We start from the raw sequence: 24,435 nt of genomic DNA, 5'->3' as shown, positions 1-24,435 counted from the left end.
AATAACATCACGTTGCCCGGTTGTTAATATCAGGCGATGTTAAGTGTTATTTATGACTCTTTTATCTGGTTGTGAAGTCTGTTAATCAGGAAGAGAAAATGGCGACCGGAAAATCAGAGAAGCAACAGGTGATTGCCTTTATCGATTACGAGAACTGCAGTAATCTGACAGAAATTGCCTTAAATATATATACGGAGTTAATTATATTCGCGGGCGCGAAACAGAATAATGTGGCACTGCCAGTAAACGCTTTCCCTGAAGCAGTAAAAGTTACACTCCGGCATGTCAGCGAAGTCTCCAGGAACAATGTTGATTTTCATCTGGTGCTGGAGCTGGGGCAGTGTGTATGCCATTACGGGCCGGAGAAGGAATACCATATTGTTTCCGCTGACAAGGGATATGACGGTATTGTCCGGACACTGCAGGCGCGCGGGATTTGCTGCCGTCGCGTCTCCCCGGATAAGGCGTCATCAGTAAAGATGGCTGCACCCGACATGGATATCGTTATCCGGTGGGCAAACAAAATTCAACAGGCAGCGCGGGAGGTTCGTAATATGCCGGTAACAGCAGAGACATTTAATAATTATTTAAAATCACAGATGCGCGGTGAATGGCGTGATGTCCTGACCAGAGGTATCCGGGATGAACTGGTTCGTCGCGGGGTAATGAAAATTCAGGGGAATAAAATCATCTGGTAAGACTGCCAGAAGAAAATAAAATGATATTTATTTTATTTATAAAAACAGAAAGGTCGAAAATCAATAATGGCATTTATTTCCATGACAAGACAGAGAGCGCCGCACAGATATAAAAGTAAGACCCGGTTATCGATAAGGCGAATAGATTCAGGCTCTGCCGGGTGTTATGTGACGGTTGCCGTTCGGGGGGAGCAGGAATTTATTATTGCTGAACTCGATTCAGAAGCCCGGAAAATCAGACTGAAACTGACGGACTCCTGTGAAGAAGGGGTAAGGCTGTCTTCGGGCACGTTTACGCTTCCGGCCAGATTCTGCAGGGAAATACTGCCGGATGACGTCAGGAGTATCACTATTATTCTGGAAAAAAGCGACGATGAGTGGTGGTACGGGAGCTACTGATACGGGGCAAAACCCCGTACAAATGTAACACTGACGCCTTCGCGTTGCTCAGTTGTCCAACTCCGGAAGCGGGAAAAAGCAAGTTTTCCCCGCTTCCGGCGTTTTCATAACTGAAAACCATACTATTTCACAGTTTAAATCACATTAAACGACAGTAATCCCCGTTGATTTGTGCGCCAACACAGATCTCCATCACAATTCTCAAGTCGCTGATTTCAAAAAACTGTAGTATCCTCTGCGAAACGATCCCTGTTTGAGTATTGAGGAGGCGAGATGTCGCAGACAGAAAATGCAGTGACTTCCTCATCTGGCGCAAAACGAGCATACAGAAAGGGGAATCCGCTTTCTGATGCAGAGAAACAAAGATTATCAGTGGCCCGTAAAAGAGCTTCGTTCAAGGAAGTAAAAGTATTTCTTGAACCAAAGTATAAGGCCATGCTCATGCAAATGTGTCATGAAGATGGTCTGACCCAGGCTGAAGTTCTGACCGCACTGATAAAAAGTGAAGCGCAAAAACGATGCATGTGATGATGGGCTTACATTCTTGAGTGTTCAGAAGATTAGTGCTAGATTACTGATCGTTTAAGGAATTTTGTGGCTGGCCACGCCGTAAGGTGGCAGGGAACTGGTTCTGATGTGGATTTACAGGAGCCAGAAAAGCGAAAACCCCGATAATCTTCTTCAACTTTGGCGAGTACGAAAAGATTACCGGGGCCATCTAAAAACCGTATAGCCAACAATTCAGCTATGCGGGGAGTATAGTTATATGCCCGGAAAAGTTCAAGACTTCTTTCTGTGCACACTCCTTCTGCGCATTGTAAGTGCAGGATGGTGTGACTGATCTTCAACAAACGTATTACCGCCAGGTAAAGAACCCTAATCCGGTATTCACACCCCGTGAAGGTGCCGGAACGCTGAAGTTCTGCGAAAAACTGATGGAAAAGGCGGTTGGCTTCACCTCCCGTTTTGATTTCGCCATTCATGTGGCACATGTCCGTTCGCGTGGTCTGCGCCGGCGCATGCCACCGGTGCTGCGTCGACGTGCCATTGATGCGCTGCTGCAGGGGCTGTGTTTCCACTATGACCCGCTGGCCAACCGCGTCCAGTGCTCCATCACCACGCTGGCCATTGAGTGCGGACTGGCGACAGAGTCTGCTGCCGGAAAACTCTCCATCACCCGTGCCACCCGCGCCCTGACGTTCCTCGCAGAGCTGGGCCTGATTACCTACCAGACGGAATATGACCCGCTTATCGGGTGCTACATTCCGACCGACATCACGTTCACACCGGCACTGTTTGCCGCTCTCGATGTGTCTGAGGTGGCGGTGGCAGCTGCGCGCCGCAGTCGTGTGGAATGGGAAAACAGACAGCGCAAGAAGCAGGGACTGGATGCACTGGGTATGGATGAACTGATAGCGAAAGCCTGGCGTTTTGTGCGTGAGCGTTTCCGCAGTTACCAGACAGAGCTTAAGTCCCGGGGAATAAAGCGTGCCCGTGCGCGTCGTGATGCGGACAGGGAACGTCAGGATATTGTCACCCTGGTGAAACGGCAGCTGACGCGCGAAATCGCGGAAGGGCGCTTCACTGCTAATCGTGAGGCAGTAAAACGCGAAGTGGAGCGTCGTGTGAAGGAGCGCATGATTCTGTCACGTAACCGTAATTACAGCCGGCTGGCCACAGCTTCCCCCTGAAAGTGACCTCCTCAGAATAATCCGGCCCGCGCCGGAGGCATTCGCACGCCTGAAGCCTGTCAGCGAACAAAAAAGCAGCACTACATACAAAAAACAATCTCATCATCCACCTTCAGGTGCATCCGGTTCCCCCTGTTTTTGATGCAAAACACCTCCCACAGACGGGGAATTTTGCTTATCCACATTTAACTGCAAGGGACTTTCCCATAAGGTTACAACCGATCATGTCGTAAAGCGCCAGCCGACAGCCTTACAGGGTGCAATGTATCTTTTAAACACCTGTTTATATCTCCTTTAAACTACTTAATTGCATTCATTTAAAAAGAAAACCTATTCACTGCCTGTCCTGTGGACAGACAGATATGCACCTCCCACCGCAAGCGGCGGGCCCCGACCGGAGCCGATTTAGTTACAACATGCAAAAACAGACCCCGGAAAAACCCCGGTTCAGCGCAGAACTGAAACCACAAAGCCCCTCCCTCATAACTGAAAAGCGAGGCCGCCCCCGCCCAAAGGGCGGGAACAACATCGCTTTTAATTATGAATGTTGTAACTAAACATCATCATCGCTGTCAGTCTTCTGGCTGGAAGTATTGAGAACACGCTCGTAAGCGGCCCTCACGGCCCGCTAACGCGGAGATACGCCCCGACTGCGGGTAAACCCTTGTCGGGACCACTCCGACCGCGCACAGAAGCTCTGTCATGGCTGAAAGCGGGTATGGTCTGGCAGGGCTGGAATGGGATAGGTGAACTCTATCAATCAGTACCGGCTTACGCCGGGCTTCGGCGGTTTTACTTCAGTATCATATGAAACCACAGCGTGCCGCCTTACATGCCGCTGATGCGGCATCAGAGCAATACAAGCAGTATTTAATGCATTTGCAAAAGTATGAGTAGTAAAGACTTGTTAAGAGGTCTTTTCAGAGATATCGTTAAGACTTGTTAAACAGTCTCAAAGGTGCGTTATGCCTAACATTATTCTGTCTGACACCAGTGCAAGTGTCAGTGAACTGAAAAAAAATCCTATGGCTACAGTCAGTGCCGGAGATGGTTACCCTGTCGCCATCCTTAACCGGAATCAGCCGGCATTCTACTGTGTGCCTGCTGAACTGTATGAAAGGATGCTTGATGCTCTGGATGACCAGGAACTGGTGAAACTGGTTACTGAACGCAGCAATCAGCCACTGCATGATGTGGATCTGGACAGTTATTTATGACTTATACGGTCAAATTCAGAGATGATGCGCTGAAAGAGTGGCTGAAGCTGGATAAAGTCATTCAACAGCAATTTGCGAAAAAGCTAAAGAAGTGCAGTGAAAATCCGCACATCCCTTCAGCAAAACTGCGAGGGATAAAGGACTGCTACAAAATCAAGCTTCGAGCCTCTGGTTTTCGTCTGGTCTATCAGGTGATTGACGATCAATTAATTATCGCTGTTGTAGCTGTAGGAAAACGTGAACGTAGTGACGTTTATAATCTTGCCAGTGAGCGAATGAGATAATCATTCATTTTTACGATAATTAATTTGCACGTTTTAAACGTGCAATATCCACCCTCACTTCTGGTATCGAGCACGTGTACCAGCGGAAAATAACAAGAAAAGAGCTGGCCGAAATGGCTGGATTTTCTGCTGCTGCTATTTACTCGTACACTGCAACTCCGTCAGCGAGAGACTACCACACAATATCTGATGATATGAGAAAGCAGATGGGGGTTACACCTCCGTTTATTGAATGAAGGGAAATTACACCAGAGTGGCCATAAAGGGGCTGTATGGAATCAGTTGTGAATTACGACAAAGAAATATTGGGGCGAGCACAGATACACTGTGGGCCTCCAGCTTCAACGAATACCGACAGAGCAACAACCCAGCTAGCCATTATTAATTTTAGATTGAAGGTTGATTTCTTCATACTGGTTTCCTTGATTTCCTGGGCAATTAGGGTCGGTTGTTCTTTGTTGTCAGTGGGAATTTCTCCCAATTGTCGGATGGTTCTTTCGGTCTTCTGAATCTGTTGATACGTCAGGCTGAACGAACTATCGGTCTTCTCGCTCCAATGTTTCTTCTACGGTACATTATGCTAAATTATCAATAAAAAGGAAATATTAGAATACTCTTTTATTGATTCATCATGATCAGCTATCGCCTTTAAGTTATTGCTTTTCTCTTATCGCATTTAGGTTATCTCATGTCCCTAAAGGTCTGCCAAACACCCTACCGCGTACAATATTGTACGGTTCCCAAACGCAGCCCTATAAGGGGGAACCGCAGAATTCGGAAAAAATCGTACGCTAAGCTAACGGTGTTCTCGTGACAGCTCTTTGACTAGGCTTTCTAAGGCCATTCTGATAGCCCTGACTTCCTGAAAAGCCATGGCTAAAATTTGTGCGGCTAAAAGGGATAACCGATGGTAAAGTAAGTTATCCCTGTCGAGATACTGAAAAGCGTTATCCTCGTTTTTCCCAAAACTGTTTTGCCAGTTCGCTCAGAGCGCTAGTTAACTGAGCGACAGATTTCGCACTTTGCAAATTATTCTGCCCGGTCTGTACATTGGTATCAGCAGCATCGCGTATATTGATAATACTGCGGTTTATGTCTTCACTTACTGCTCCCTGCTGCTCGACCGCAGTCGCTATTTGCGCGTTCATGTCGGTAATTTCGTTAACGCGTTGGCCAATTCCATCAAGAGCTGTAGCTGCTTCCTCTGCGTGAGCTACACTCGTGTGCGCTTGCCGACTACTTTGCTCCATGACTGTAACAGCGGATTGCGCTCGCTCTTGTAGAGCGCTGATCATGCTTTGAATATCCGTTGTCGATTGCTGTGTGCGAGCAGCAAGACTGCGAACCTCATCGGCGACAACAGCAAAACCACGCCCCTGCTCACCAGCACGCGCGGCCTCAATTGCTGCGTTGAGTGCCAACAAATTCGTTTGCTCGGCGATCCCTCGTATAAGGGGTCTGACGCTCAGTGGAACGAAAACTCACGTTAAGCAACGTTTTCTGCCTCTGACGCCTCTTTTAATGGTCTCAGATGTCCTTTGGTCACCAGTTCTGCCAGCGTGAAGGAATAATGGCCGAGCATATTGATATGTCCGTGGCAAAGCGGGGAGAGGCGTGCGATATCTTCATCATTCAGTGTTTCACCCTGCGCCCGGAGATGATCCAGGGCTGCCTGCATATAAATAGTGTTCCATAACACGACGGCGTTAGTGACCAGCCCCAGTGTGCCCAGTTGATCTTCCTGACCGTCGGTATATCGTTTTCTTATCTCACCTTTTTGACCGTGACAGATGGCTCTGGCAACGGCATGGCGACTTTCTCCCCGATTAAGCTGGGTCAGAATGCGCCGGCGGTAATCTTCATCATCAATATAATTAAGCAGATACAGCGTTTTGTTGATGCGCCCCACTTCAATGATTGCCTGAGTCAGTCCGGAAGGACGTTCACTTTTCAGCAATGAACGGACCAGCACTGAAACCTGTACTTTGCCCAGCTTCAGGGAGCCAGCGGTCCGGATCATTTCGTCCCACTGAAGGACTATTTTTCGGGGATCTGATTGCCCTCTGGCAATATCATTCAGCACGCCATAGTCGGCATCATGGTCCATTCGCCAGAAAACCGAAGCACCGGCATCAGCCAGGCGTGGAGAAAACTGGTATCCCAGCAGCCAGAAAAGGCCAAAGACAAGTTCGCTGGCACCTGCTGTATCGGTCATAATTTCGGTTGGATTCAGCCCGGTCTCCTGTTCCAGAAGACCTTCCAGCACAAAGATAGAGTCCCTCAGCGTCCCCGGTATAACGATGCCATGAAAGCCGGAATACTGATCGGACACAAAGTTGTACCAGGTGATCCCTCTGTTATTACCAAAGTATTTGCGGTTCGGTCCGGCATTGATTGTTCTGACTGGCGTAACAAAGCGCATTCCATCTGCAGATGCCACTTCTCCTCCACCCCATATCTGTGCCAGTGGCAGCGTTGCCTGAAAATCAACCAGTCTGGCATTAGCGCTGGTGATAGTTTCAGCCCGCAGATAGTTCGCTTTTGTCCAGTTCAGCCGGTGTCGGGTCAGTGCAGGAACATTTGATCTGATCAGTGGTTCCAGACCGATATTGCAGGCTTCAGCCATCAGCACGGCGCTGATGCTGACGGGCAGATCATCAACTCTGGCACTGGCTTCACTAGCATGGAAAAACTCATCAGCAAATCCGGTATGGGCGTTAATTTCGAGCAGCAACTCCGTTAAATCCACCGGAGGGAGTAGATCACTGATCATTTTGCTCAGTCGTTTCAGACTGTCCGGCTCATCAAGACTGGCGAGGGGAGAAATTGTCAACCGGGGCTTCGGGCCAGAAACATCGAGTTCGACAGCCTCATTTTCGCAAAGACGTGCAGCAACCTGTCTGTAACGACTATCAAGCTGATGACCCAGAGATTTTATTGCTTCCTGCGGGTCTGTCGGGTGCCCCAAAGAACGATAAACCTTAATCCGGTTTGCCTGCCAGTCAGCACCCTGTAGTAATCTTGCACGAGGATCTCCCCACCGGTTACTGCCGGTAACGTAGACATCCCTCCGCCTCAGACTATCCTGCAGTTTACTGAGAAAGCAGAGCGTGTATCCCCTGCGGGTGATATGTTTTTCCTTGTTAATCACCAGCCGTTTCCATGACCGACTGATAATTTCCGTTGGTGCGTCGTCAAAAAACTGCCGCCGTGAGCTGAACTCCCGGCTGAGGTAGTCACAGGCATTCAGAGTGGTAACCCCGGCAGGTGCGGATGAAAATTTAACGGTATTCAGCAGATGGGGCAGGAAACGACGAACGCGCCCGTACTGCTCCACCATTTCTTCATGAAAATTATCGTCTGAGGGCCGGGCAATTTCACGGACAAGCGTGATGATTTCAGCCAGCTTTTGCCTTGGGATGTAGCTGAACACCTCAGCACGAATCGATTCGTCCGGTGTTTCTTCTTTCAGCAGGTACGAACATGCGCTGGCGAGCGCCAATGCAGATTTATCCAGATCCTTCAGCGAGCGGAGCCGTTTTTTCTGCCCAATCTTTCTGGCGTCACGGATGATAACGGCCAGCATGGCGTCCAGAACGTCCAATGCATCATCCAGCGCCAGCGTTTCCCATGCAAGGACAAAGGCAACCAGAACCGCCATCCTTTTCTGCGGTGACATCCTGGCAATATTGAACACCGAAGTCATACCAGCATAACGTGCGAGATTTTTCAGGCGCACAGCCGGGAGTGTACTCAGGTTTTCAGCATGCAGGCCAAAATCGTTCAGAGTTTTCCAGCGTTCAATTGCTTCATTAAACGCCGGACCACTGATGGTCACAGGGCCCTTTTTCAGTGATTCCAGTAAAGACAGGCGGCTGCAATCAGTTGGCCCCAGCAGCATCTCCAGCTGTGAACGCTGTTCGGCTGACGGTATCAGTGCCAGTTTGTTCCACAGGCGCAACGTCGCCTTTTCCCTTACCTCTGAAATCAACCGGGTCAGCGTAGTGGCTCCGGGGAGAATAATACGATGTTGCATAAGCCACCCTGTCGCCAGATCGAAAAGCAGGCCAGGACGTTCGTTGCTTATCCAGCTCCGGGTATATAAAAGACGGGTAAGGCGAAATGTCCAGGGCCAGGCAAATTCACGATACTGATAGTGCTGACGTATCAGCGCTGCATGCTCACGGCGGGTATTTTCCCTCTGACCGTATTCTGCAAGAACGGTGATATCACGAATCTCGAGCTGTCTGGCGGTAAAATGCCGGACGCCGGAAGGAATATGATTCATATCGGTGAGGAAGGTGCCCAGAAAACGGACACATCCAATTTGCAGGGCAATGCCCAGACGGTTGTGATCACCTCTGCTTTTTCCGATAAATTCCTTGTCTGCTTCATCAAGGTGAAAATATCGTGCCAGCTGAAGCTCATCCGGTTCACCGGTGAATCTGCCATAGCTTTCAGTCTGCTCAGTGGTCAGAAAGTCAACGGGCATATCGGCCTCCCTGCCTGACGGGCATTTAGTAACATTTTTCCAACCGTACGAAATGTTATAAATTATCGGACATCGTAAAACTGTTACATTAATATGTCTATTAAATCGTAAATTTGTAATAATAGACATGAGTTGTCCGATATTCGATTTAAGGTACATTTTTATGCGACTTTTTGGTTACGCTCGGGTCTCAACCAGTCAGCAGTCTCTTGATCTTCAGGTCAGAGCACTCAAAGACGCAGGTGTGAAAGCAAACCGTATATTTACCGATAAGGCATCCGGCAGTTCAACAGACCGGGAAGGGCTGGATTTGCTGAGGATGAAGGTGGAGGAAGGTGATGTCATTCTGGTTAAGAAGCTCGACCGTCTTGGCCGCGACACTGCCGATATGATCCAACTGATAAAGGAATTTGACGCTCAGGGCGTGGCAGTCCGGTTCATTGATGACGGGATCAGTACCGACGGTGATATGGGGCAAATGGTGGTCACCATCCTGTCGGCTGTGGCACAGGCTGAACGCCGGAGGATCCTAGAACGCACGAATGAGGGCCGACAGGAAGCAAAGCTGAAAGGAATCAAATTTGGCCGCAGGCGTACCGTGGACAGGAACGTCGTGCTGACGCTTCATCAGAAGGGCACTGGTGCAACGGAAATTGCTCATCAGCTCAGTATTGCCCGCTCCACGGTTTATAAAATTCTTGAAGACGAAAGGGCCTCGTGATACGCCTATTTTTATAGGTTAATGTCATGATAATAATGGTTTCTTAGACGTCAGGTGGCACTTTTCGGGGAAATGTGCGCGGAACCCCTATTTGTTTATTTTTCTAAATACATTCAAATATGTATCCGCTCATGAGACAATAACCCTGGTAAATGCTTCAATAATATTGAAAAAGGAAGAGTATGAGTATTCAACATTTTCGTGTCGCCCTTATTCCCTTTTTTGCGGCATTTTGCCTTCCTGTTTTTGCTCACCCAGAAACGCTGGTGAAAGTAAAAGATGCTGAAGATCAGTTGGGTGCACGAGTGGGTTACATCGAACTGGATCTCAACAGCGGTAAGATCCTTGAGAGTTTTCGCCCCGAAGAACGTTTTCCAATGATGAGCACTTTTAAAGTTCTGCTATGTGGTGCGGTATTATCCCGTGTTGACGCCGGGCAAGAGCAACTCGGTCGCCGCATACACTATTCTCAGAATGACTTGGTTGAGTACTCACCAGTCACAGAAAAGCATCTTACGGATGGCATGACAGTAAGAGAATTATGCAGTGCTGCCATAACCATGAGTGATAACACTGCTGCCAACTTACTTCTGACAACGATCGGAGGACCGAAGGAGCTAACCGCTTTTTTGCACAACATGGGGGATCATGTAACTCGCCTTGATCGTTGGGAACCGGAGCTGAATGAAGCCATACCAAACGACGAGCGTGACACCACGATGCCTGCAGCAATGGCAACAACGTTGCGCAAACTATTAACTGGCGAACTACTTACTCTAGCTTCCCGGCAACAATTAATAGACTGGATGGAGGCGGATAAAGTTGCAGGACCACTTCTGCGCTCGGCCCTTCCGGCTGGCTGGTTTATTGCTGATAAATCTGGAGCCGGTGAGCGTGGGTCTCGCGGTATCATTGCAGCACTGGGGCCAGATGGTAAGCCCTCCCGTATCGTAGTTATCTACACGACGGGGAGTCAGGCAACTATGGATGAACGAAATAGACAGATCGCTGAGATAGGTGCCTCACTGATTAAGCATTGGTAACTGTCAGACCAAGTTTACTCATATATACTTTAGATTGATTTAAAACTTCATTTTTAATTTAAAAGGATCTAGGTGAAGATCCTTTTTGATAATCTCATGACCAAAATCCCTTAACGTGAGTTTTCGTTCCACTGAGCGTCAGACCCCTATAACGTCAAGAACTTTTGATATCTCGTTACTTTGACCTTCAAGCTCATGAATAACCTGAGTGGCTTGCCTAATTTCACCTTCAAGGGCAGTGATTGACTGGCTTGTGTGGGCTACCAGACGCTGGCCAGATGCCGTCTCAGTGTCTGCTCTTCCGGCCGCATCTGCAGCATGCTGTGCATTGCTCGCAACCTCTTGAATGCTTGCCACCATTTGGTTTACTGCCGTTGCTATTTGATCTGTCTCTGCCTGCTGCTCAACTGTAAGTACATTGCTTGACTCAATATCCTTTAGTAGGCCTCGGGTGTGTTCGCTAAGCCGATTTGATGCATCACCTATGCGACCTACTATGGCGCCTGTTTCAGCTTGCATCATTCGTAAAGCAAACTCTATTTGGCCAAACTCATCGGTGCGCCCAGTGTAGAGGGATTGACTTAATGGGTTATTGGAAATATTCCTGGCTCTTTCAACCAGTCTTCCAAGAGGAGAGAGAATAGCCAAAACACTAACAGAGCTTAAGCTTCCTGACATTAAAGTGGCTAACAATAAGCTGCTTATTGATGTATCAGTAAGCATGCCGGCAGCCATTGCGCTTGATATAATACTACCCCATATGAGCAAGAGTATTTTCACGGAAAAGCTAGCAGCCAATTTCGGCCTCGCGGCCTTCCCGCTTCTCAATTGAGCATATAATTTTTCCGCAGCCAAAACCTGCTCAGGTTCAGGCTTGGTCCTTACAGACTGGTATTCAACAATCGAACCATTCTTAGCTATTGGCGTTACATAAGCACTTACCCAATAGTGGTCGCCATTTTTACAGCGATTTTTTACTAGCCCCATCCATGAGCGGCCAGATTTTAATGTACTCCACATATGCTCAAATGCAGCAGGCGGCATATCTGGGTGTCTTACGATGTTGTGAGGCTGGCCTAATAGTTCTTCCTCAGTGAAACCACTGATTTTAATGAAGTCAGGATTAACGTACGTGATATGGCTTTGAGGGGAGGTAGTCGAAAGAATATTGGCATCTTTTGGGAGTTCTAAGTTTCGACCCGTCACTGGTAAATTCTGGCGCATAAGAACCTCAAGGGTTGGCTGTTTTATTTTATTGTTTTCGGCATTAAGCCCAATTTCTTGAGCGTTACGATAAAGCTAGCATGGAAACGATAGGTGCAAGCAAGTTAAGGGTTGCATCGCGCATGTCAATCTAGGCTATACCCTAACTTGATGTCAGGCAGGGCCGCGCCGCTTCGTCAGAATAGAGTCTGCTTTCCCATTTTTTGACACATGCCCGCGAAGGTTATAGATTTCAGCCTGACAGAAATGGGCTTTGAGGCACAACGGAACAGAAAGTGCACTTAAGCCGCCTTCAACCAAGGAGACATCGTGCAGGGGCACCGCATCGGCTACGTCCGGGTCAGCAGCTTTGACCAGAACCCGGAACGCCAGCTGGAACAAACCCAGGTGAGCAAGGTGTTCACCGACAAGGCATCGGGCAAGGACACCCAGCGCCCCCAGCTCGAAGCGCTGCTGAGCTTCGTCCGCGAAGGCGATACAGTGGTGGTGCACAGCATGGATCGGCTGGCCCGCAACCTCGATGACCTGCGTCGCTTGGTACAGAAGCTGACTCAGCGCGGCGTGCGCATCGAGTTCCTGAAGGAGGGCCTGGTGTTCACTGGCGAGGACTCGCCGATGGCCAACCTGATGCTGTCGGTGATGGGGGCCTTCGCTGAGTTCGAGCGCGCCCTGATCCGCGAGCGGCAGCGTGAGGGCATCGCCTTGGCCAAGCAGCGTGGCGCGTACCGGGGCCGCAAGAAAGCCCTGTCCGATGAGCAGGCTGCTACCCTGCGGCAGCGAGCGACGGCCGGCGAGCCCAAGGCGCAGCTTGCCCGCGAGTTCAACATCAGCCGGGAAACCCTCTACCAGTACCTCCGCACGGACGACTGACACATGCCGCGTCGCTTGATCCTCTCGGCCACGGAGCGGGACACCCTGCTTGCGCTGCCGGAAAGCCAGGATGACCTGATCCGCTACTACACCTTCAACGACTCCGACCTGTCGCTGATCCGCCAGCGACGCGGCGACGCCAACCGCCTCGGCTTCGCCGTGCAGCTCTGCCTGCTGCGCTACCCCGGTTACGCGCTGGGAACCGACAGCGAGCTGCCCGAGCCGGTCATCCTGTGGGTGGCGAAGCAAGTCCAGGCCGAGCCGGCGAGCTGGGCAAAGTACGGCGAGCGCGACGTGACCCGTCGCGAGCATGCCCAGGAACTGCGCACCTACCTGCAACTGGCCCCGTTCGGCCTGTCCGACTTCCGCGCCCTGGTGCGCGAGCTAACCGAGCTGGCCCAGCAGACCGACAAAGGCTTGCTGCTGGCCGGTCAGGCCCTGGAGAGCCTACGGCAGAAACGACGCATCCTGCCGGCGCTGAGCGTGATTGACCGGGCCTGCTCGGAAGCCATTGCGCGAGCCAATCGGCGGGTCTACCGCGCCCTGGTCGAACCACTCACGGACTCGCATCGGGCCAAGCTGGACGAGCTGTTGAAGCTCAAGGCCGGCAGCAGCATCACCTGGTTGACCTGGCTGCGCCAGGCACCGCTGAAACCCAACTCTCGGCACATGCTGGAACACATCGAGCGGCTGAAGACATTTCAGTTGGTGGACTTGCCCGAAGGCCTGGGCCGGCACATCCACCAGAACCGCCTGCTCAAGCTGGCCCGCGAGGGTGGGCAGATGACGCCCAAAGACCTCGGTAAGTTCGAGCCGCAGCGCCGCTACGCGACCCTGGCCGCCGTGGTGCTGGAGAGCACCGCGACCGTGATCGATGAGCTGGTCGATCTGCATGACCGCATCCTGGTCAAGCTGTTCAGCGGCGCGAAGCACAAGCATCAGCAGCAGTTCCAGAAGCAGGGCAAGGCGATCAACGACAAGGTGCGCCTGTACTCCAGGATCGGCCAGGCGCTGCTGGAAGCGAAGGAAAGCGGCAGCGACCCCTATGCCGCCATCGAGGCGGTGATTCCCTGGGACGAGTTCACCGAGAGCGTCAGCGAGGCCGAGCTGCTGGCCCGGCCGGAAGGCTTCGACCACCTGCACCTGGTCGGCGAGAACTTCGCCACCCTGCGCCGTTACACGCCGGCCTTGCTGGAGGTGCTGGAACTGCGCGCCGCGCCGGCCGCGCAAGGCGTGCTGGCAGCCGTGCAGACCCTGCGTGAGATGAACGCCGACAACCTGCGCAAGGTGCCGGCCGATGCACCCACGGCCTTCATCAAGCCGCGCTGGAAGCCGCTGGTGATCACCCCGGAAGGCCTCGACCGGAAATTCTACGAAATCTGCGCCCTGTCCGAGCTGAAGAACGCCCTGCGCTCCGGCGACATCTGGGTCAAGGGCTCGCGGCAGTTCCGCGACTTCGACGACTACCTGCTGCCGGCCGAGAAGTTCGCCGCACTCAAGCGCGAGCAGGCCCTGCCCCTGGCGATCAACCCGAACAGCGACCAGTACCTGGAAGAGCGTTTGCAGCTGCTGGACGAGCAGTTGGCCACCGTCACCCGCCTGGCCAAGGACAACGAGCTGCCCGATGCCATCCTCACCGAGTCAGGGCTGAAAATCACCCCGCTGGATGCGGCGGTGCCGGATCGGGCGCAGGCGCTGATCGACCAAACCAGCCAGTTACTGCCGCGCATCAAGATCACCGAACTGCTGATGGACGTGGACGACTGGACGGGCTTCAGCCGCCACTTCACCCACTTGAAGGACGGGGCCGAGGCCAAAGACAGGACGTTGCTGCTGTCCGCAATCCTCGGTGATGCGATCAACCTCGGGCTGACCAAGATGGCCGAGTCGAGCCCCGGCCTGACCTACGCCAAGCTGTCCTGGCTGCAAGCCTGGCACATCCGCGACGAAACCTATTCGGCGGCCTTGGCCGAGCTGGTCAACCACCAGTATCGCCACGCCTTTGCCGCCCACTGGGGCGACGGCACGACCTCATCCTCCGATAGCCAGCGCTTCCGCGCGGGTGGCCGGGGCGAGAGCACCGGGCACGTCAACCCGAAGTACGGTAGCGAGCCGGGACGGCTGTTCTATACCCATATCTCCGACCAGTACGCGCCGTTCAGCACCCGCGTGGTGAATGTCGGCGTCCGCGATTCCACCTATGTGCTCGACGGCCTGCTGTACCACGAGTCCGACCTGCGGATCGAGGAGCACTACACCGACACGGCCGGCTTCACCGATCACGTCTTTGCCCTGATGCACCTGCTAGGCTTCCGCTTCGCGCCGCGCATCCGCGACCTCGGCGAAACCAAGCTGTACGTGCCGCAGGGCGTGCAAGCCTACCCGACGTTGCGCCCGCTGATCGGCGGCACCCTGAACATCAAGCACGTGCGTGCCCACTGGGACGACATCCTGCGCCTGGCCAGCTCGATCAAGCAGGGCACCGTCACCGCCTCGCTGATGCTGCGCAAGCTCGGCAGCTACCCGCGCCAGAACGGACTGGCCGTGGCCCTGCGCGAGCTGGGCCGGATCGAGCGCACGCTGTTCATCCTGGACTGGCTGCAAAGTGTTGAACTGCGCCGCCGCGTGCATGCCGGCCTGAACAAAGGTGAGGCGCGCAACTCGCTGGCCAGGGCGGTGTTCTTCAACCGCCTTGGGGAAATCAGGGATCGGAGCTTCGAGCAGCAGCGCTACCGGGCCAGCGGCCTCAACCTGGTGACGGCGGCTATCGTGCTGTGGAACACGGTGTACCTGGAACGCGCCACCCAGGGGTTGGTCGAGGCCGGCAAGCCGGTGGACGGCGAGCTGCTGCAATTCCTGTCGCCGCTGGGCTGGGAGCACATCAACCTAACCGGCGATTACGTCTGGCGGCAGAGCCGCAGACTGGAAGACGGGAAGTTTCGGCCCTTACGGATGCCCGGAAAACCTTAGCGTACGATTTTTTCCGAATTCTGCGGGCTCCCCTATCTCATCTGCGCAAGGCAGAACGTGAAGACGGCCGCCCTGGACCTCGCCCGCGAGCGCCAGGCGCACGAGGCCGGCGCGCGGACCCGCGCCACGGCCCACGAGCGGACGCCGCAGCAGGAGCGCCAGAAGGCCGCCAGAGAGGCCGAGCGCGGCCGTGAGGCTTGGACGCTAGGGCAGGGCATGAAAAAGCCCGTAGCGGGCTGCTACGGGCGTCTGACGCGGTGGAAAGGGGGAGGGGATGTTGTCTACATGGCTCTGCTGTAGTGAGTGGGTTGCGCTCCGGCAGCGGTCCTGATCAATCGTCACCCTTTCTCGGTCCTTCAACGTTCCTGACAACGAGCCTCCTTTTCGCCAATCCATCGACAATCACCGCGAGTCCCTGCTCGAACGCTGCGTCCGGACCGGCTTCGTCGAAGGCGTCTATCGCGGCCCGCAACAGCGGCGAGAGCGGAGCCTGTTCAACGGTGCCGCCGCGCTCGCCGGCATCGCTGTCGCCGGCCTGCTCCTCAAGCACGGCCCCAACAGTGAAGTAGCTGATTGTCATCAGCGCATTGACGGCGTCCCCGGCCGAAAAACCCGCCTCGCAGAGGAAGCGAAGCTGCGCGTCGGCCGTTTCCATCTGCGGTGCGCCCGGTCGCGTGCCGGCATGGATGCGCGCGCCATCGCGGTAGGCGAGCAGCGCCTGCCTGAAGCTGCGGGCATTCCCGATCAGAAATGAGCGCCAGTCGTCGTCGGCTCTCGGCACCGAATGCGTATGATTCTCCGCCAGCATGGCTTCGGCCAGTGCGTCGAGCAGCGCCCGCTTGTTCCTGAAGTGCCAGTAAAGCGCCGGCTGCTGAACCCCCAACCGTTCCGCCAGTTTGCGTGTCGTCAGACCGTCTACGCCGACCTCGTTCAACAGGTCCAGGGCGGCACGGATCACTGTATTCGGCTGCAACTTTGTCATGCTTGACACTTTATCACTGATAAACATAATATGTCCACCAACTTATCAGTGATAAAGAATCCGCGCGTTCAATCGGACCAGCGGAGGCTGGTCCGGAGGCCAGACGTGAAACCCAACAGACCCCTGATCGTAATTCTGAGCACTGTCGCGCTCGACGCTGTCGGCATCGGCCTGATTATGCCGGTGCTGCCGGGCCTCCTGCGCGATCTGGTTCACTCGAACGACGTCACCGCCCACTATGGCATTCTGCTGGCGCTGTATGCGTTGATGCAATTTGCCTGCGCACCTGTGCTGGGCGCGCTGTCGGATCGTTTCGGGCGGCGGCCGGTCTTGCTCGTCTCGCTGGCCGGCGCTGCTGTCGACTACGCCATCATGGCGACGGCGCCTTTCCTTTGGGTTCTCTATATCGGGCGGATCGTGGCCGGCATCACCGGGGCGACTGGGGCGGTAGCCGGCGCTTATATTGCCGATATCACTGATGGCGATGAGCGCGCGCGGCACTTCGGCTTCATGAGCGCCTGTTTCGGGTTCGGGATGGTCGCGGGACCTGTGCTCGGTGGGCTGATGGGCGGTTTCTCCCCCCACGCTCCGTTCTTCGCCGCGGCAGCCTTGAACGGCCTCAATTTCCTGACGGGCTGTTTCCTTTTGCCGGAGTCGCACAAAGGCGAACGCCGGCCGTTACGCCGGGAGGCTCTCAACCCGCTCGCTTCGTTCCGGTGGGCCCGGGGCATGACCGTCGTCGCCGCCCTGATGGCGGTCTTCTTCATCATGCAACTTGTCGGACAGGTGCCGGCCGCGCTTTGGGTCATTTTCGGCGAGGATCGCTTTCACTGGGACGCGACCACGATCGGCATTTCGCTTGCCGCATTTGGCATTCTGCATTCACTCGCCCAGGCAATGATCACCGGCCCTGTAGCCGCCCGGCTCGGCGAAAGGCGGGCACTCATGCTCGGAATGATTGCCGACGGCACAGGCTACATCCTGCTTGCCTTCGCGACACGGGGATGGATGGCGTTCCCGATCATGGTCCTGCTTGCTTCGGGTGGCATCGGAATGCCGGCGCTGCAAGCAATGTTGTCCAGGCAGGTGGATGAGGAACGTCAGGGGCAGCTGCAAGGCTCACTGGCGGCGCTCACCAGCCTGACCTCGATCGTCGGACCCCTCCTCTTCACGGCGATCTATGCGGCTTCTATAACAACGTGGAACGGGTGGGCATGGATTGCAGGCGCTGCCCTCTACTTGCTCTGCCTGCCGGCGCTGCGTCGCGGGCTTTGGAGCGGCGCAGGGCAACGAGCCGATCGCTGATCGTGGAAACGATAGGCCTATGCCATGCGGGTCAAGGCGACTTCCGGCAAGCTATACGCGCCCTAGGAGTGCGGTTGGAACGTTGGCCCAGCCAGATACTCCCGATCACGAGCAGGACGCCGATGATTTGAAGCGCACTCAGCGTCTGATCCAAGAACAACCATCCTAGCAACACGGCGGTCCCCGGGCTGAGAAAGCCCAGTAAGGAAACAACTGTAGGTTCGAGTCGCGAGATCCCCCGGAACCAAAGGAAGTAGGTTAAACCCGCTCCGATCAGGCCGAGCCACGCCAGGCCGAGAACATTGGTTCCTGTAGGCATCGGGATTGGCGGATCAAACACTAAAGCTACTGGAACGAGCAGAAGTCCTCCGGCCGCCAGTTGCCAGGCGGTAAAGGTGAGCAGAGGCACGGGAGGTTGCCACTTGCGGGTCAGCACGGTTCCGAACGCCATGGAAACCGCCCCCGCCAGGCCCGCTGCGACGCCGACAGGATCTAGCGCTGCGTTTGGTGTCAACACCAACAGCGCCACGCCCGCAGTTCCGCAAATAGCCCCCAGGACCGCCATCAATCGTATCGGGCTACCTAGCAGAGCGGCAGAGATGAACACGACCATCAGCGGCTGCACAGCGCCTACCGTCGCCGCGACCCCGCCCGGCAGGCGGTAGACCGAAATAAACAACAAGCTCCAGAATAGCGAAATATTAAGTGCGCCGAGGATGAAGATGCGCATCCACCAGATTCCCGTTGGAATCTGTCGGACGATCATCACGAGCAATAAACCCGCCGGCAACGCCCGCAGCATCGCGACCGTCATCGGTGAGAAGTTCGGCAGGTATTGGGTGGTGACAATGTAGGTGCTGCCCCAAATGGCAGGTGCTATCGCTGTGAACAATAAATCGGACGTGCGTAATGACATGCGATTACAAGACCTCCGCTACGGCGATGGGTTTTTGAGAGTTGCAGGCGCCGCGATGACCGCACCCTGACTTGGACTGGCCCTGCCTCGCACCAATCCACCTGCGGCTATGGCCGCGATCATGCGAGGCCCGAAAATTACACGACCTGTACACGTCCGCCGAACCCGGAACGCAACAGAGCTTCGTGGGCATCCCGATCCGGGTCGTAGCAGCAGTCCTGGACCAAACGCACGTCGTAGTCCGCATCACTAGCCCAGGCGACGCTTGAAAGAACAACGCCGGTGGTGCTTATCCCGGCCATGACAAGCGTGCTTACGCCGCGCGTCCGAAGGTCGGCGTCGAGCGCCGTGCCATAAAAGACGCTGGCTCGCGGACATGCATAGAAAAGGTCGCCCCGTTCGATCGCAAGCCCTTCGACGGGCAGACCGGTGCGAAATCGTCCGCTCGGGAGATACGGTGAGATTTGGCGATTCGTCGCCGGCGGCGCATGTTCATACTCTTCGCCGAGCGAAAAGTTGGGGAACAGCACGGGCCGGCCGCGCAAGGCGTGCTGGCAGCCGTGCAGACCCTGCGTGAGATGAACGCCGACAACCTGCGCAAGGTGCCGGCCGATGCACCCACGGCCTTCATCAAGCCGCGCTGGAAGCCGCTGGTGATCACCCCGGAAGGCCTCGACCGGAAATTCTACGAAATCTGCGCCCTGTCCGAGCTGAAGAACGCCCTGCGCTCCGGCGACATCTGGGTCAAGGGCTCGCGGCAGTTCCGCGACTTCGACGACTACCTGCTGCCGGCCGAGAAGTTCGCCGCACTCAAGCGCGAGCAGGCCCTGCCCCTGGCGATCAACCCGAACAGCGACCAGTACCTGGAAGAGCGTTTGCAGCTGCTGGACGAGCAGTTGGCCACCGTCACCCGCCTGGCCAAGGACAACGAGCTGCCCGATGCCATCCTCACCGAGTCAGGGCTGAAAATCACCCCGCTGGATGCGGCGGTGCCGGATCGGGCGCAGGCGCTGATCGACCAAACCAGCCAGTTACTGCCGCGCATCAAGATCACCGAACTGCTGATGGACGTGGACGACTGGACGGGCTTCAGCCGCCACTTCACCCACTTGAAGGACGGGGCCGAGGCCAAAGACAGGACGTTGCTGCTGTCCGCAATCCTCGGTGATGCGATCAACCTCGGGCTGACCAAGATGGCCGAGTCGAGCCCCGGCCTGACCTACGCCAAGCTGTCCTGGCTGCAAGCCTGGCACATCCGCGACGAAACCTATTCGGCGGCCTTGGCCGAGCTGGTCAACCACCAGTATCGCCACGCCTTTGCCGCCCACTGGGGCGACGGCACGACCTCATCCTCCGATAGCCAGCGCTTCCGCGCGGGTGGCCGGGGCGAGAGCACCGGGCACGTCAACCCGAAGTACGGTAGCGAGCCGGGACGGCTGTTCTATACCCATATCTCCGACCAGTACGCGCCGTTCAGCACCCGCGTGGTGAATGTCGGCGTCCGCGATTCCACCTATGTGCTCGACGGCCTGCTGTACCACGAGTCCGACCTGCGGATCGAGGAGCACTACACCGACACGGCCGGCTTCACCGATCACGTCTTTGCCCTGATGCACCTGCTAGGCTTCCGCTTCGCGCCGCGCATCCGCGACCTCGGCGAAACCAAGCTGTACGTGCCGCAGGGCGTGCAAGCCTACCCGACGTTGCGCCCGCTGATCGGCGGCACCCTGAACATCAAGCACGTGCGTGCCCACTGGGACGACATCCTGCGCCTGGCCAGCTCGATCAAGCAGGGCACCGTCACCGCCTCGCTGATGCTGCGCAAGCTCGGCAGCTACCCGCGCCAGAACGGACTGGCCGTGGCCCTGCGCGAGCTGGGCCGGATCGAGCGCACGCTGTTCATCCTGGACTGGCTGCAAAGTGTTGAACTGCGCCGCCGCGTGCATGCCGGCCTGAACAAAGGTGAGGCGCGCAACTCGCTGGCCAGGGCGGTGTTCTTCAACCGCCTTGGGGAAATCAGGGATCGGAGCTTCGAGCAGCAGCGCTACCGGGCCAGCGGCCTCAACCTGGTGACGGCGGCTATCGTGCTGTGGAACACGGTGTACCTGGAACGCGCCACCCAGGGGTTGGTCGAGGCCGGCAAGCCGGTGGACGGCGAGCTGCTGCAATTCCTGTCGCCGCTGGGCTGGGAGCACATCAACCTAACCGGCGATTACGTCTGGCGGCAGAGCCGCAGACTGGAAGACGGGAAGTTTCGGCCCTTACGGATGCCCGGAAAACCTTAGCGTACGATTTTTTCCGAATTCTGCGGGCTCCCCTATAATATCTAATGGCACATCTGAAGCATTCGATTAACCAAGGGGGGGATCAGAGCCTTCAGATTGTGCCGTTAGCATGAAAAGGAGAACATGATGAAAGAGAAACTTCTTGGGCTTTGAACCCTAGGGAAGGTCAGGCTGCACATGCTGTGCCAAATCTAATCCAAAACCATACTAACTGAATTTCAAGATACAAAGGGAAGTCAGTAGCGGTTTACTCTGCATTTGCTTGACCGCCAGGCGTTCATTGAGGATAGCGTTGCATCGACCCATTGAACTCACTGCCAGAAGCGTACATAGCTAAGGAAATAGAATAAGGATTATGGCATCATTAATCAGCAGAATACGGTAATTAACCACTCTATAACTAATAGGGGATCTTCGGAGTAAATATGGAATTTGAGATTAGTCATGAATTCTTACGGAGTATAAAATTTAATCTTATAGACAGTGATAAAACCATGCATTTTCATGGTAAGTGCCCTCACTGTACAACTACGATTGGGTATCACGAAGTTCATACATCTTCAACTACACTTCCAGGAAGGAGCATCATTATTCCTGATATAGAAGAGGATGGAGTGATGATTGGGACCTGTAATAAATGTGCTGGAATATTTAAAGTTAATATCGTAAATCCAGACTACTCTGGACCTAGTAGCGGTTGGGAGAAAACAGATTTTTATATAAACTCTGACAATGATGAAGCCAAACTATTAAAATACAAAGATCTACCACTGCTAACAGACTTCATTGATAAAAATACTGTATTAACAGAGAGGAATACGGATTACGATTTTTACAATCACCCTCTTTACGTATGTGATGACTGTGAAGAGAATCTGGAAATAATTTCATTTGAGCTTCTAAAGAGCAAATGGAAAATAATAGCAAAAAAACACTGGGAGTACACAAATTGGTCTCTCTCTCAATCTAGAGGGCTGGGTCCAAATAATATCCTGATTAAGTTTCCTTTTGAATGTAAATGCGGGAAAAAACATGTGGCGAATTTTGTAAGTCGATATCAAGAAAATAGCTCATTCGAGGCACAAGCATTCTCAATTGTGAATATATTTGGTTCACGAGAACTAACAGATGTGATTTTTGGCGTTTATTCGAAAACCACCATAATGACATGGCTTTATAAATTGATTGCTAGGTGGAATTTCCTTTATGCGAAAATCTACATAATATCTCCTTTTGTTGGCCATCAGTTCCTTAAAAGCCAAGGGAAAGTAGATTCTTGGCTTAAGGTGCTAAACCGTTTAAATCCAGAAAAAACCTCCATGTTAGTAAGGAATGGTCAATCTAAAGTGTTTAAAGAGTCCTTTTCAAAAACAAATGAAATAAGCTATGAACAGATGGAAAGTTTTAACTTGGGATCCGAGTTGATTGGCGAATTAAAAAATAAAAATGATTTTCATGCCAAGATATACTGCGCCATTAGCAATGGGAGGTGTGAGATAATGAATGGCTCAAGTAACCTAGTTGAAGGGAAATCATATGAAGTAATTAATTTTGACGTGATAGACTCTTACACAAAAACATTTGAAAAATTTTTAAAGCCTCTAGGTATTGATAATATATCGAATGATTTATCAACTTTGAGATCAAATGAATATACGCTGATCTTTGATGAAGAAAATTCATATAATGCATTTGCCTATCATCTTTATCCCCAGGATTACATCAACTTTTCAATTTTTAACATCAACCCCAATTCATCGCGACGATGAAAAAAACTGCTAATTAAGCGTGTGAGTCGTATGCCCGTTCCTCGCTTACAGCGGATCTTCAGCTTAGCAGCTAGTCGCTTCGTACAGTGAGTTCAACCAATGGATGCAACACTTTTATTCAACAGTTGAGCTCACACTAGATCATACAAGATAATCTCTTATCATTGACGCCAATTCAACATTAGAAAACTCAAGGTAATATTTCACATAGAATCGCTCAACGAACACGCTTGACCCGCTGGCTGACACACCTGCAGAACGGTGTGCTACTGGATGAACAAAACTGCCTGATGCTGCATGAACTCTGGCTGCAGAGCGGTACTGGACTGAATCGCCACGGGTTTAACAGACACCTCAGAGTCATTTAAGATGGCTTAAAGAGAGGTGCCCATGAGCGGTAAGCGTTATCCCGAAGAGTTTAAAATTGAAGCAGTCAAACAGGTTGTTGATCGCGGTTATTCTGTTGTGTTAGCGCCAGCGTTGCAACACGTCTCGATATCACCACCCACAGCCTTTACGCCTGGATAAAGAAGTACGGTCCGGATTCTTCCGCTAATAAAGAACAGTCAGATGCTCAGGCCGAGATCCGCCGTCTCCAGAAAGAGCTGAAGCGGGTTACCGACGAACGGGACATATTAAAAAAAGCCGCGGCGTACTTCGCAAAGCTGTCCGACTGAGGTACGCCTTTATCCGTGACAACACCTGTTGCTGGCCTGTTCGCCTGCTCTGTCGGGTGCTGGATGTTCATCCCAGTGGTTTTTACGCCTGGCTTCAGCAGCCGCATTCACAACGCCATCAGGCAGACCTGAGGCTGACAGGGCAGATTAAACAGTTCTGGCTGGAATCGGGATGCGTCTATGGTTATCGCAAAATCCATCTGGATCTGCGGGACAGCGGGCAACAGTGCGGAGTGAACAGAGTCTGGCGACTGATGAAACGTGTCGGGATAAAGGCTCAGGTCGGATACCGGAGCCCGCGGGCACGTAAAGGCGAGGCCAGTATCGTGTCGCCCAACAGGCTCCAGCGACAGTTCAATCCGGATGCTCCGGATAAGCGTTGGGTAACGGACATAACCTACATCAGGACCCACGAAGGCTGGCTGTATCTTGCCGTGGTTGTTGATCTGTTCTCACGCAAAATTATCGGCTGGTCCATGCAATCCCGGATGACAAAGGACATTGTCCTGAACGCACTGCTGATGGCTGTATGGCGCCGTAATCCCCAAAAACAGGTGCTGGTTCATTCGGATCAGGGCAGTCAGTACACAAGCCATGAGTGGCAGTCGTTCCTGAAATCACACGGCCTGGAGGGCAGCATGAGCCGTCGCGGTAACTGCCATGATAATGCGGTTGCAGAAAGCTTTTTCCAGTTGTTGAAACGCGAACGGATAAAGAAAAAGATCTACGGAACGCGGGAAGAAGCCCGCAGCGATATTTTTGATTACATCGAAATGTTTTATAACAGTAAGCGTCGGCATGGTTCCAGCGATCAGATGTCACCGACAGAATATGAAAACCAGTATTATCAACGGCTCGGAAGTGTCTAGATTATCCGTGGCGATTCAAAACC

Annotated in this window: 18 protein-coding genes and 4 pseudogenes; 15 read left to right on the top strand and 7 right to left on the bottom strand. The window is 53.5% G+C overall.

The window, feature by feature from the left end; translation table 11 throughout:
* Positions 1 to 98 precede the first annotated feature (98 nt).
* Both FQZ95_RS23925 and FQZ95_RS23920 read left to right on the top strand, forming a co-directional pair.
* Positions 99 to 698 (top strand): PIN domain-containing protein, encoded by a 600-nt coding sequence (locus FQZ95_RS23925; protein ID WP_160530794.1) that lies wholly within the window; start codon positions 99 to 101, stop codon positions 696 to 698.
* Positions 699 to 1,370: 672 nt separating this feature from the next.
* A complete protein-coding gene (locus FQZ95_RS23920; RefSeq protein ID WP_000083830.1) occupies positions 1,371 to 1,625 on the top strand; it encodes a replication regulatory protein RepA in 255 nt (84 codons plus the stop codon).
* A 38-nt stretch (positions 1,626 to 1,663) separates the two neighbouring features.
* Here the strand turns inward: FQZ95_RS23920 and FQZ95_RS26875 are convergent, their stop codons facing one another.
* The gene (locus tag FQZ95_RS26875) at positions 1,664 to 1,900 is read right to left on the bottom strand and encodes a replication protein RepA (RefSeq protein WP_282648993.1); all 237 of its coding nucleotides are present in this window, start codon (positions 1,898 to 1,900) and stop codon (positions 1,664 to 1,666) included.
* Between FQZ95_RS26875 and FQZ95_RS26870 the strand changes: the two genes are divergently transcribed.
* The 4 genes from FQZ95_RS26870 to FQZ95_RS23900 all read left to right on the top strand — a co-directional run bounded on the left by FQZ95_RS26870 (position 1,891) and on the right by FQZ95_RS23900 (position 4,289).
* Positions 1,891 to 1,938, top strand: coding sequence for a hypothetical protein (locus tag FQZ95_RS26870; protein WP_235588261.1), 48 nt, complete (start codon positions 1,891 to 1,893; stop codon positions 1,936 to 1,938). The genes FQZ95_RS26875 and FQZ95_RS26870 overlap by 10 nt on opposite strands.
* Positions 1,931 to 2,788 (top strand): incFII family plasmid replication initiator RepA, encoded by an 858-nt coding sequence (gene repA / locus FQZ95_RS23910; RefSeq protein WP_160530792.1) that lies wholly within the window; start codon positions 1,931 to 1,933, stop codon positions 2,786 to 2,788. The genes FQZ95_RS26870 and repA overlap by 8 nt, the downstream gene beginning before the upstream one ends.
* A gap of 965 nt (positions 2,789 to 3,753) precedes the next feature.
* Positions 3,754 to 4,005, top strand: coding sequence for a type II toxin-antitoxin system Phd/YefM family antitoxin (locus FQZ95_RS23905; protein ID WP_001132900.1), 252 nt, complete (start codon positions 3,754 to 3,756; stop codon positions 4,003 to 4,005).
* Positions 4,002 to 4,289, top strand: coding sequence for a type II toxin-antitoxin system RelE family toxin (locus tag FQZ95_RS23900; protein WP_000222768.1), 288 nt, complete (start codon positions 4,002 to 4,004; stop codon positions 4,287 to 4,289). The genes FQZ95_RS23905 and FQZ95_RS23900 overlap by 4 nt, the downstream gene beginning before the upstream one ends.
* Before the next feature lie 947 nt (positions 4,290 to 5,236).
* On the opposite strand, the pseudogene FQZ95_RS23895 reads toward FQZ95_RS23900, so the two are convergent.
* Together FQZ95_RS23895 and FQZ95_RS23890 are read right to left on the bottom strand one after the other, a co-directional pair.
* Positions 5,237 to 5,743: pseudogene (locus tag FQZ95_RS23895) on the bottom strand (methyl-accepting chemotaxis protein); the annotation flags it as partial.
* 32 nt (positions 5,744 to 5,775) lie between these two features.
* Positions 5,776 to 8,781, bottom strand: a complete 3,006-nt coding sequence (locus FQZ95_RS23890; protein ID WP_160530789.1) for a Tn3-like element Tn3 family transposase — start codon at positions 8,779 to 8,781, stop codon at positions 5,776 to 5,778.
* Positions 8,782 to 8,944: 163 nt separating this feature from the next.
* Here FQZ95_RS23890 and FQZ95_RS23885 point away from each other — a divergent pair, with 163 nt between their 5' ends.
* Both FQZ95_RS23885 and FQZ95_RS23880 read left to right on the top strand, forming a co-directional pair.
* Positions 8,945 to 9,502, top strand: coding sequence for a recombinase family protein (locus FQZ95_RS23885; protein WP_001235713.1), 558 nt, complete (start codon positions 8,945 to 8,947; stop codon positions 9,500 to 9,502).
* 182 nt (positions 9,503 to 9,684) lie between these two features.
* Entirely contained in the window at positions 9,685 to 10,545 is an 861-nt protein-coding gene (locus FQZ95_RS23880; RefSeq protein ID WP_000027057.1) for a broad-spectrum class A beta-lactamase TEM-1, read from the top strand.
* Between the two features lie 138 nt (positions 10,546 to 10,683).
* On the opposite strand, the gene FQZ95_RS23875 is transcribed toward FQZ95_RS23880, so the two are convergent.
* A complete protein-coding gene (locus tag FQZ95_RS23875; protein ID WP_237428048.1) occupies positions 10,684 to 11,769 on the bottom strand; it encodes a methyl-accepting chemotaxis protein in 1,086 nt (361 codons plus the stop codon).
* A 309-nt stretch (positions 11,770 to 12,078) separates the two neighbouring features.
* Between FQZ95_RS23875 and FQZ95_RS23865 the strand changes: the two genes are divergently transcribed.
* Together FQZ95_RS23865 and FQZ95_RS23860 are read left to right on the top strand one after the other, a co-directional pair.
* Positions 12,079 to 12,639 (top strand): recombinase family protein, encoded by a 561-nt coding sequence (locus tag FQZ95_RS23865; protein ID WP_001161490.1) that lies wholly within the window; start codon positions 12,079 to 12,081, stop codon positions 12,637 to 12,639.
* 3 nt (positions 12,640 to 12,642) lie between these two features.
* Positions 12,643 to 15,609, top strand: a complete 2,967-nt coding sequence (locus FQZ95_RS23860; protein ID WP_129950184.1) for a Tn3-like element TnAs1 family transposase — start codon at positions 12,643 to 12,645, stop codon at positions 15,607 to 15,609.
* Positions 15,610 to 15,940: 331 nt separating this feature from the next.
* Here FQZ95_RS23860 and tetR(A) read toward each other — a convergent pair whose 3' ends face one another.
* Positions 15,941 to 16,591: a tetracycline resistance transcriptional repressor TetR(A) gene (tetR(A), locus tag FQZ95_RS23850; RefSeq protein WP_000164043.1), complete on the bottom strand. Its 651-nt coding sequence runs from the start codon at positions 16,589 to 16,591 to the stop codon at positions 15,941 to 15,943.
* A 105-nt stretch (positions 16,592 to 16,696) separates the two neighbouring features.
* Between tetR(A) and tet(A) the strand changes: the two genes are divergently transcribed.
* On the top strand, positions 16,697 to 17,896 hold the full coding sequence (gene tet(A) / locus FQZ95_RS23845; RefSeq protein ID WP_000804064.1) for a tetracycline efflux MFS transporter Tet(A): 1,200 nt from the start codon (positions 16,697 to 16,699) through the stop codon (positions 17,894 to 17,896).
* Positions 17,897 to 17,927: 31 nt separating this feature from the next.
* Here tet(A) and FQZ95_RS23840 read toward each other — a convergent pair whose 3' ends face one another.
* A complete protein-coding gene (locus FQZ95_RS23840; protein WP_160530788.1) occupies positions 17,928 to 18,812 on the bottom strand; it encodes a DMT family transporter in 885 nt (294 codons plus the stop codon).
* Positions 18,813 to 18,949: 137 nt separating this feature from the next.
* Positions 18,950 to 19,342 carry a cysteine hydrolase family protein gene (locus FQZ95_RS23835; protein ID WP_001351729.1) on the bottom strand — a complete coding sequence of 131 codons (393 nt, stop codon included), beginning with the start codon at positions 19,340 to 19,342 and terminating at the stop codon, positions 18,950 to 18,952.
* Between the two features lie 3 nt (positions 19,343 to 19,345).
* Between FQZ95_RS23835 and FQZ95_RS23830 the strand changes: the two are divergent.
* From FQZ95_RS23830 to FQZ95_RS23820, 4 genes and pseudogenes are all read left to right on the top strand, one after another.
* A pseudogene (locus FQZ95_RS23830) lies at positions 19,346 to 21,097 on the top strand (Tn3-like element TnAs1 family transposase); the annotation flags it as partial.
* A 425-nt stretch (positions 21,098 to 21,522) separates the two neighbouring features.
* The gene (locus FQZ95_RS23825; protein WP_160530786.1) at positions 21,523 to 22,866 is read left to right on the top strand and encodes a hypothetical protein; all 1,344 of its coding nucleotides are present in this window, start codon (positions 21,523 to 21,525) and stop codon (positions 22,864 to 22,866) included.
* Positions 22,867 to 23,099: 233 nt separating this feature from the next.
* Positions 23,100 to 23,201 (top strand): annotated as a pseudogene (locus tag FQZ95_RS26635) (DUF1281 domain-containing protein); the annotation flags it as partial.
* Between the two features lie 55 nt (positions 23,202 to 23,256).
* Positions 23,257 to 24,412, top strand: a pseudogene (locus FQZ95_RS23820) (IS3 family transposase).
* Positions 24,413 to 24,435: the final 23 nt, after the last annotated feature.

This window comes from Escherichia sp. HH41S (assembly GCF_009820115.1).
GTDB lineage: Bacteria > Pseudomonadota > Gammaproteobacteria > Enterobacterales > Enterobacteriaceae > Escherichia > Escherichia coli_F.
The sequence above is the reverse complement of the archived record's forward strand: the minus strand, read 5'-3'. Positions and strand labels throughout refer to the sequence as shown.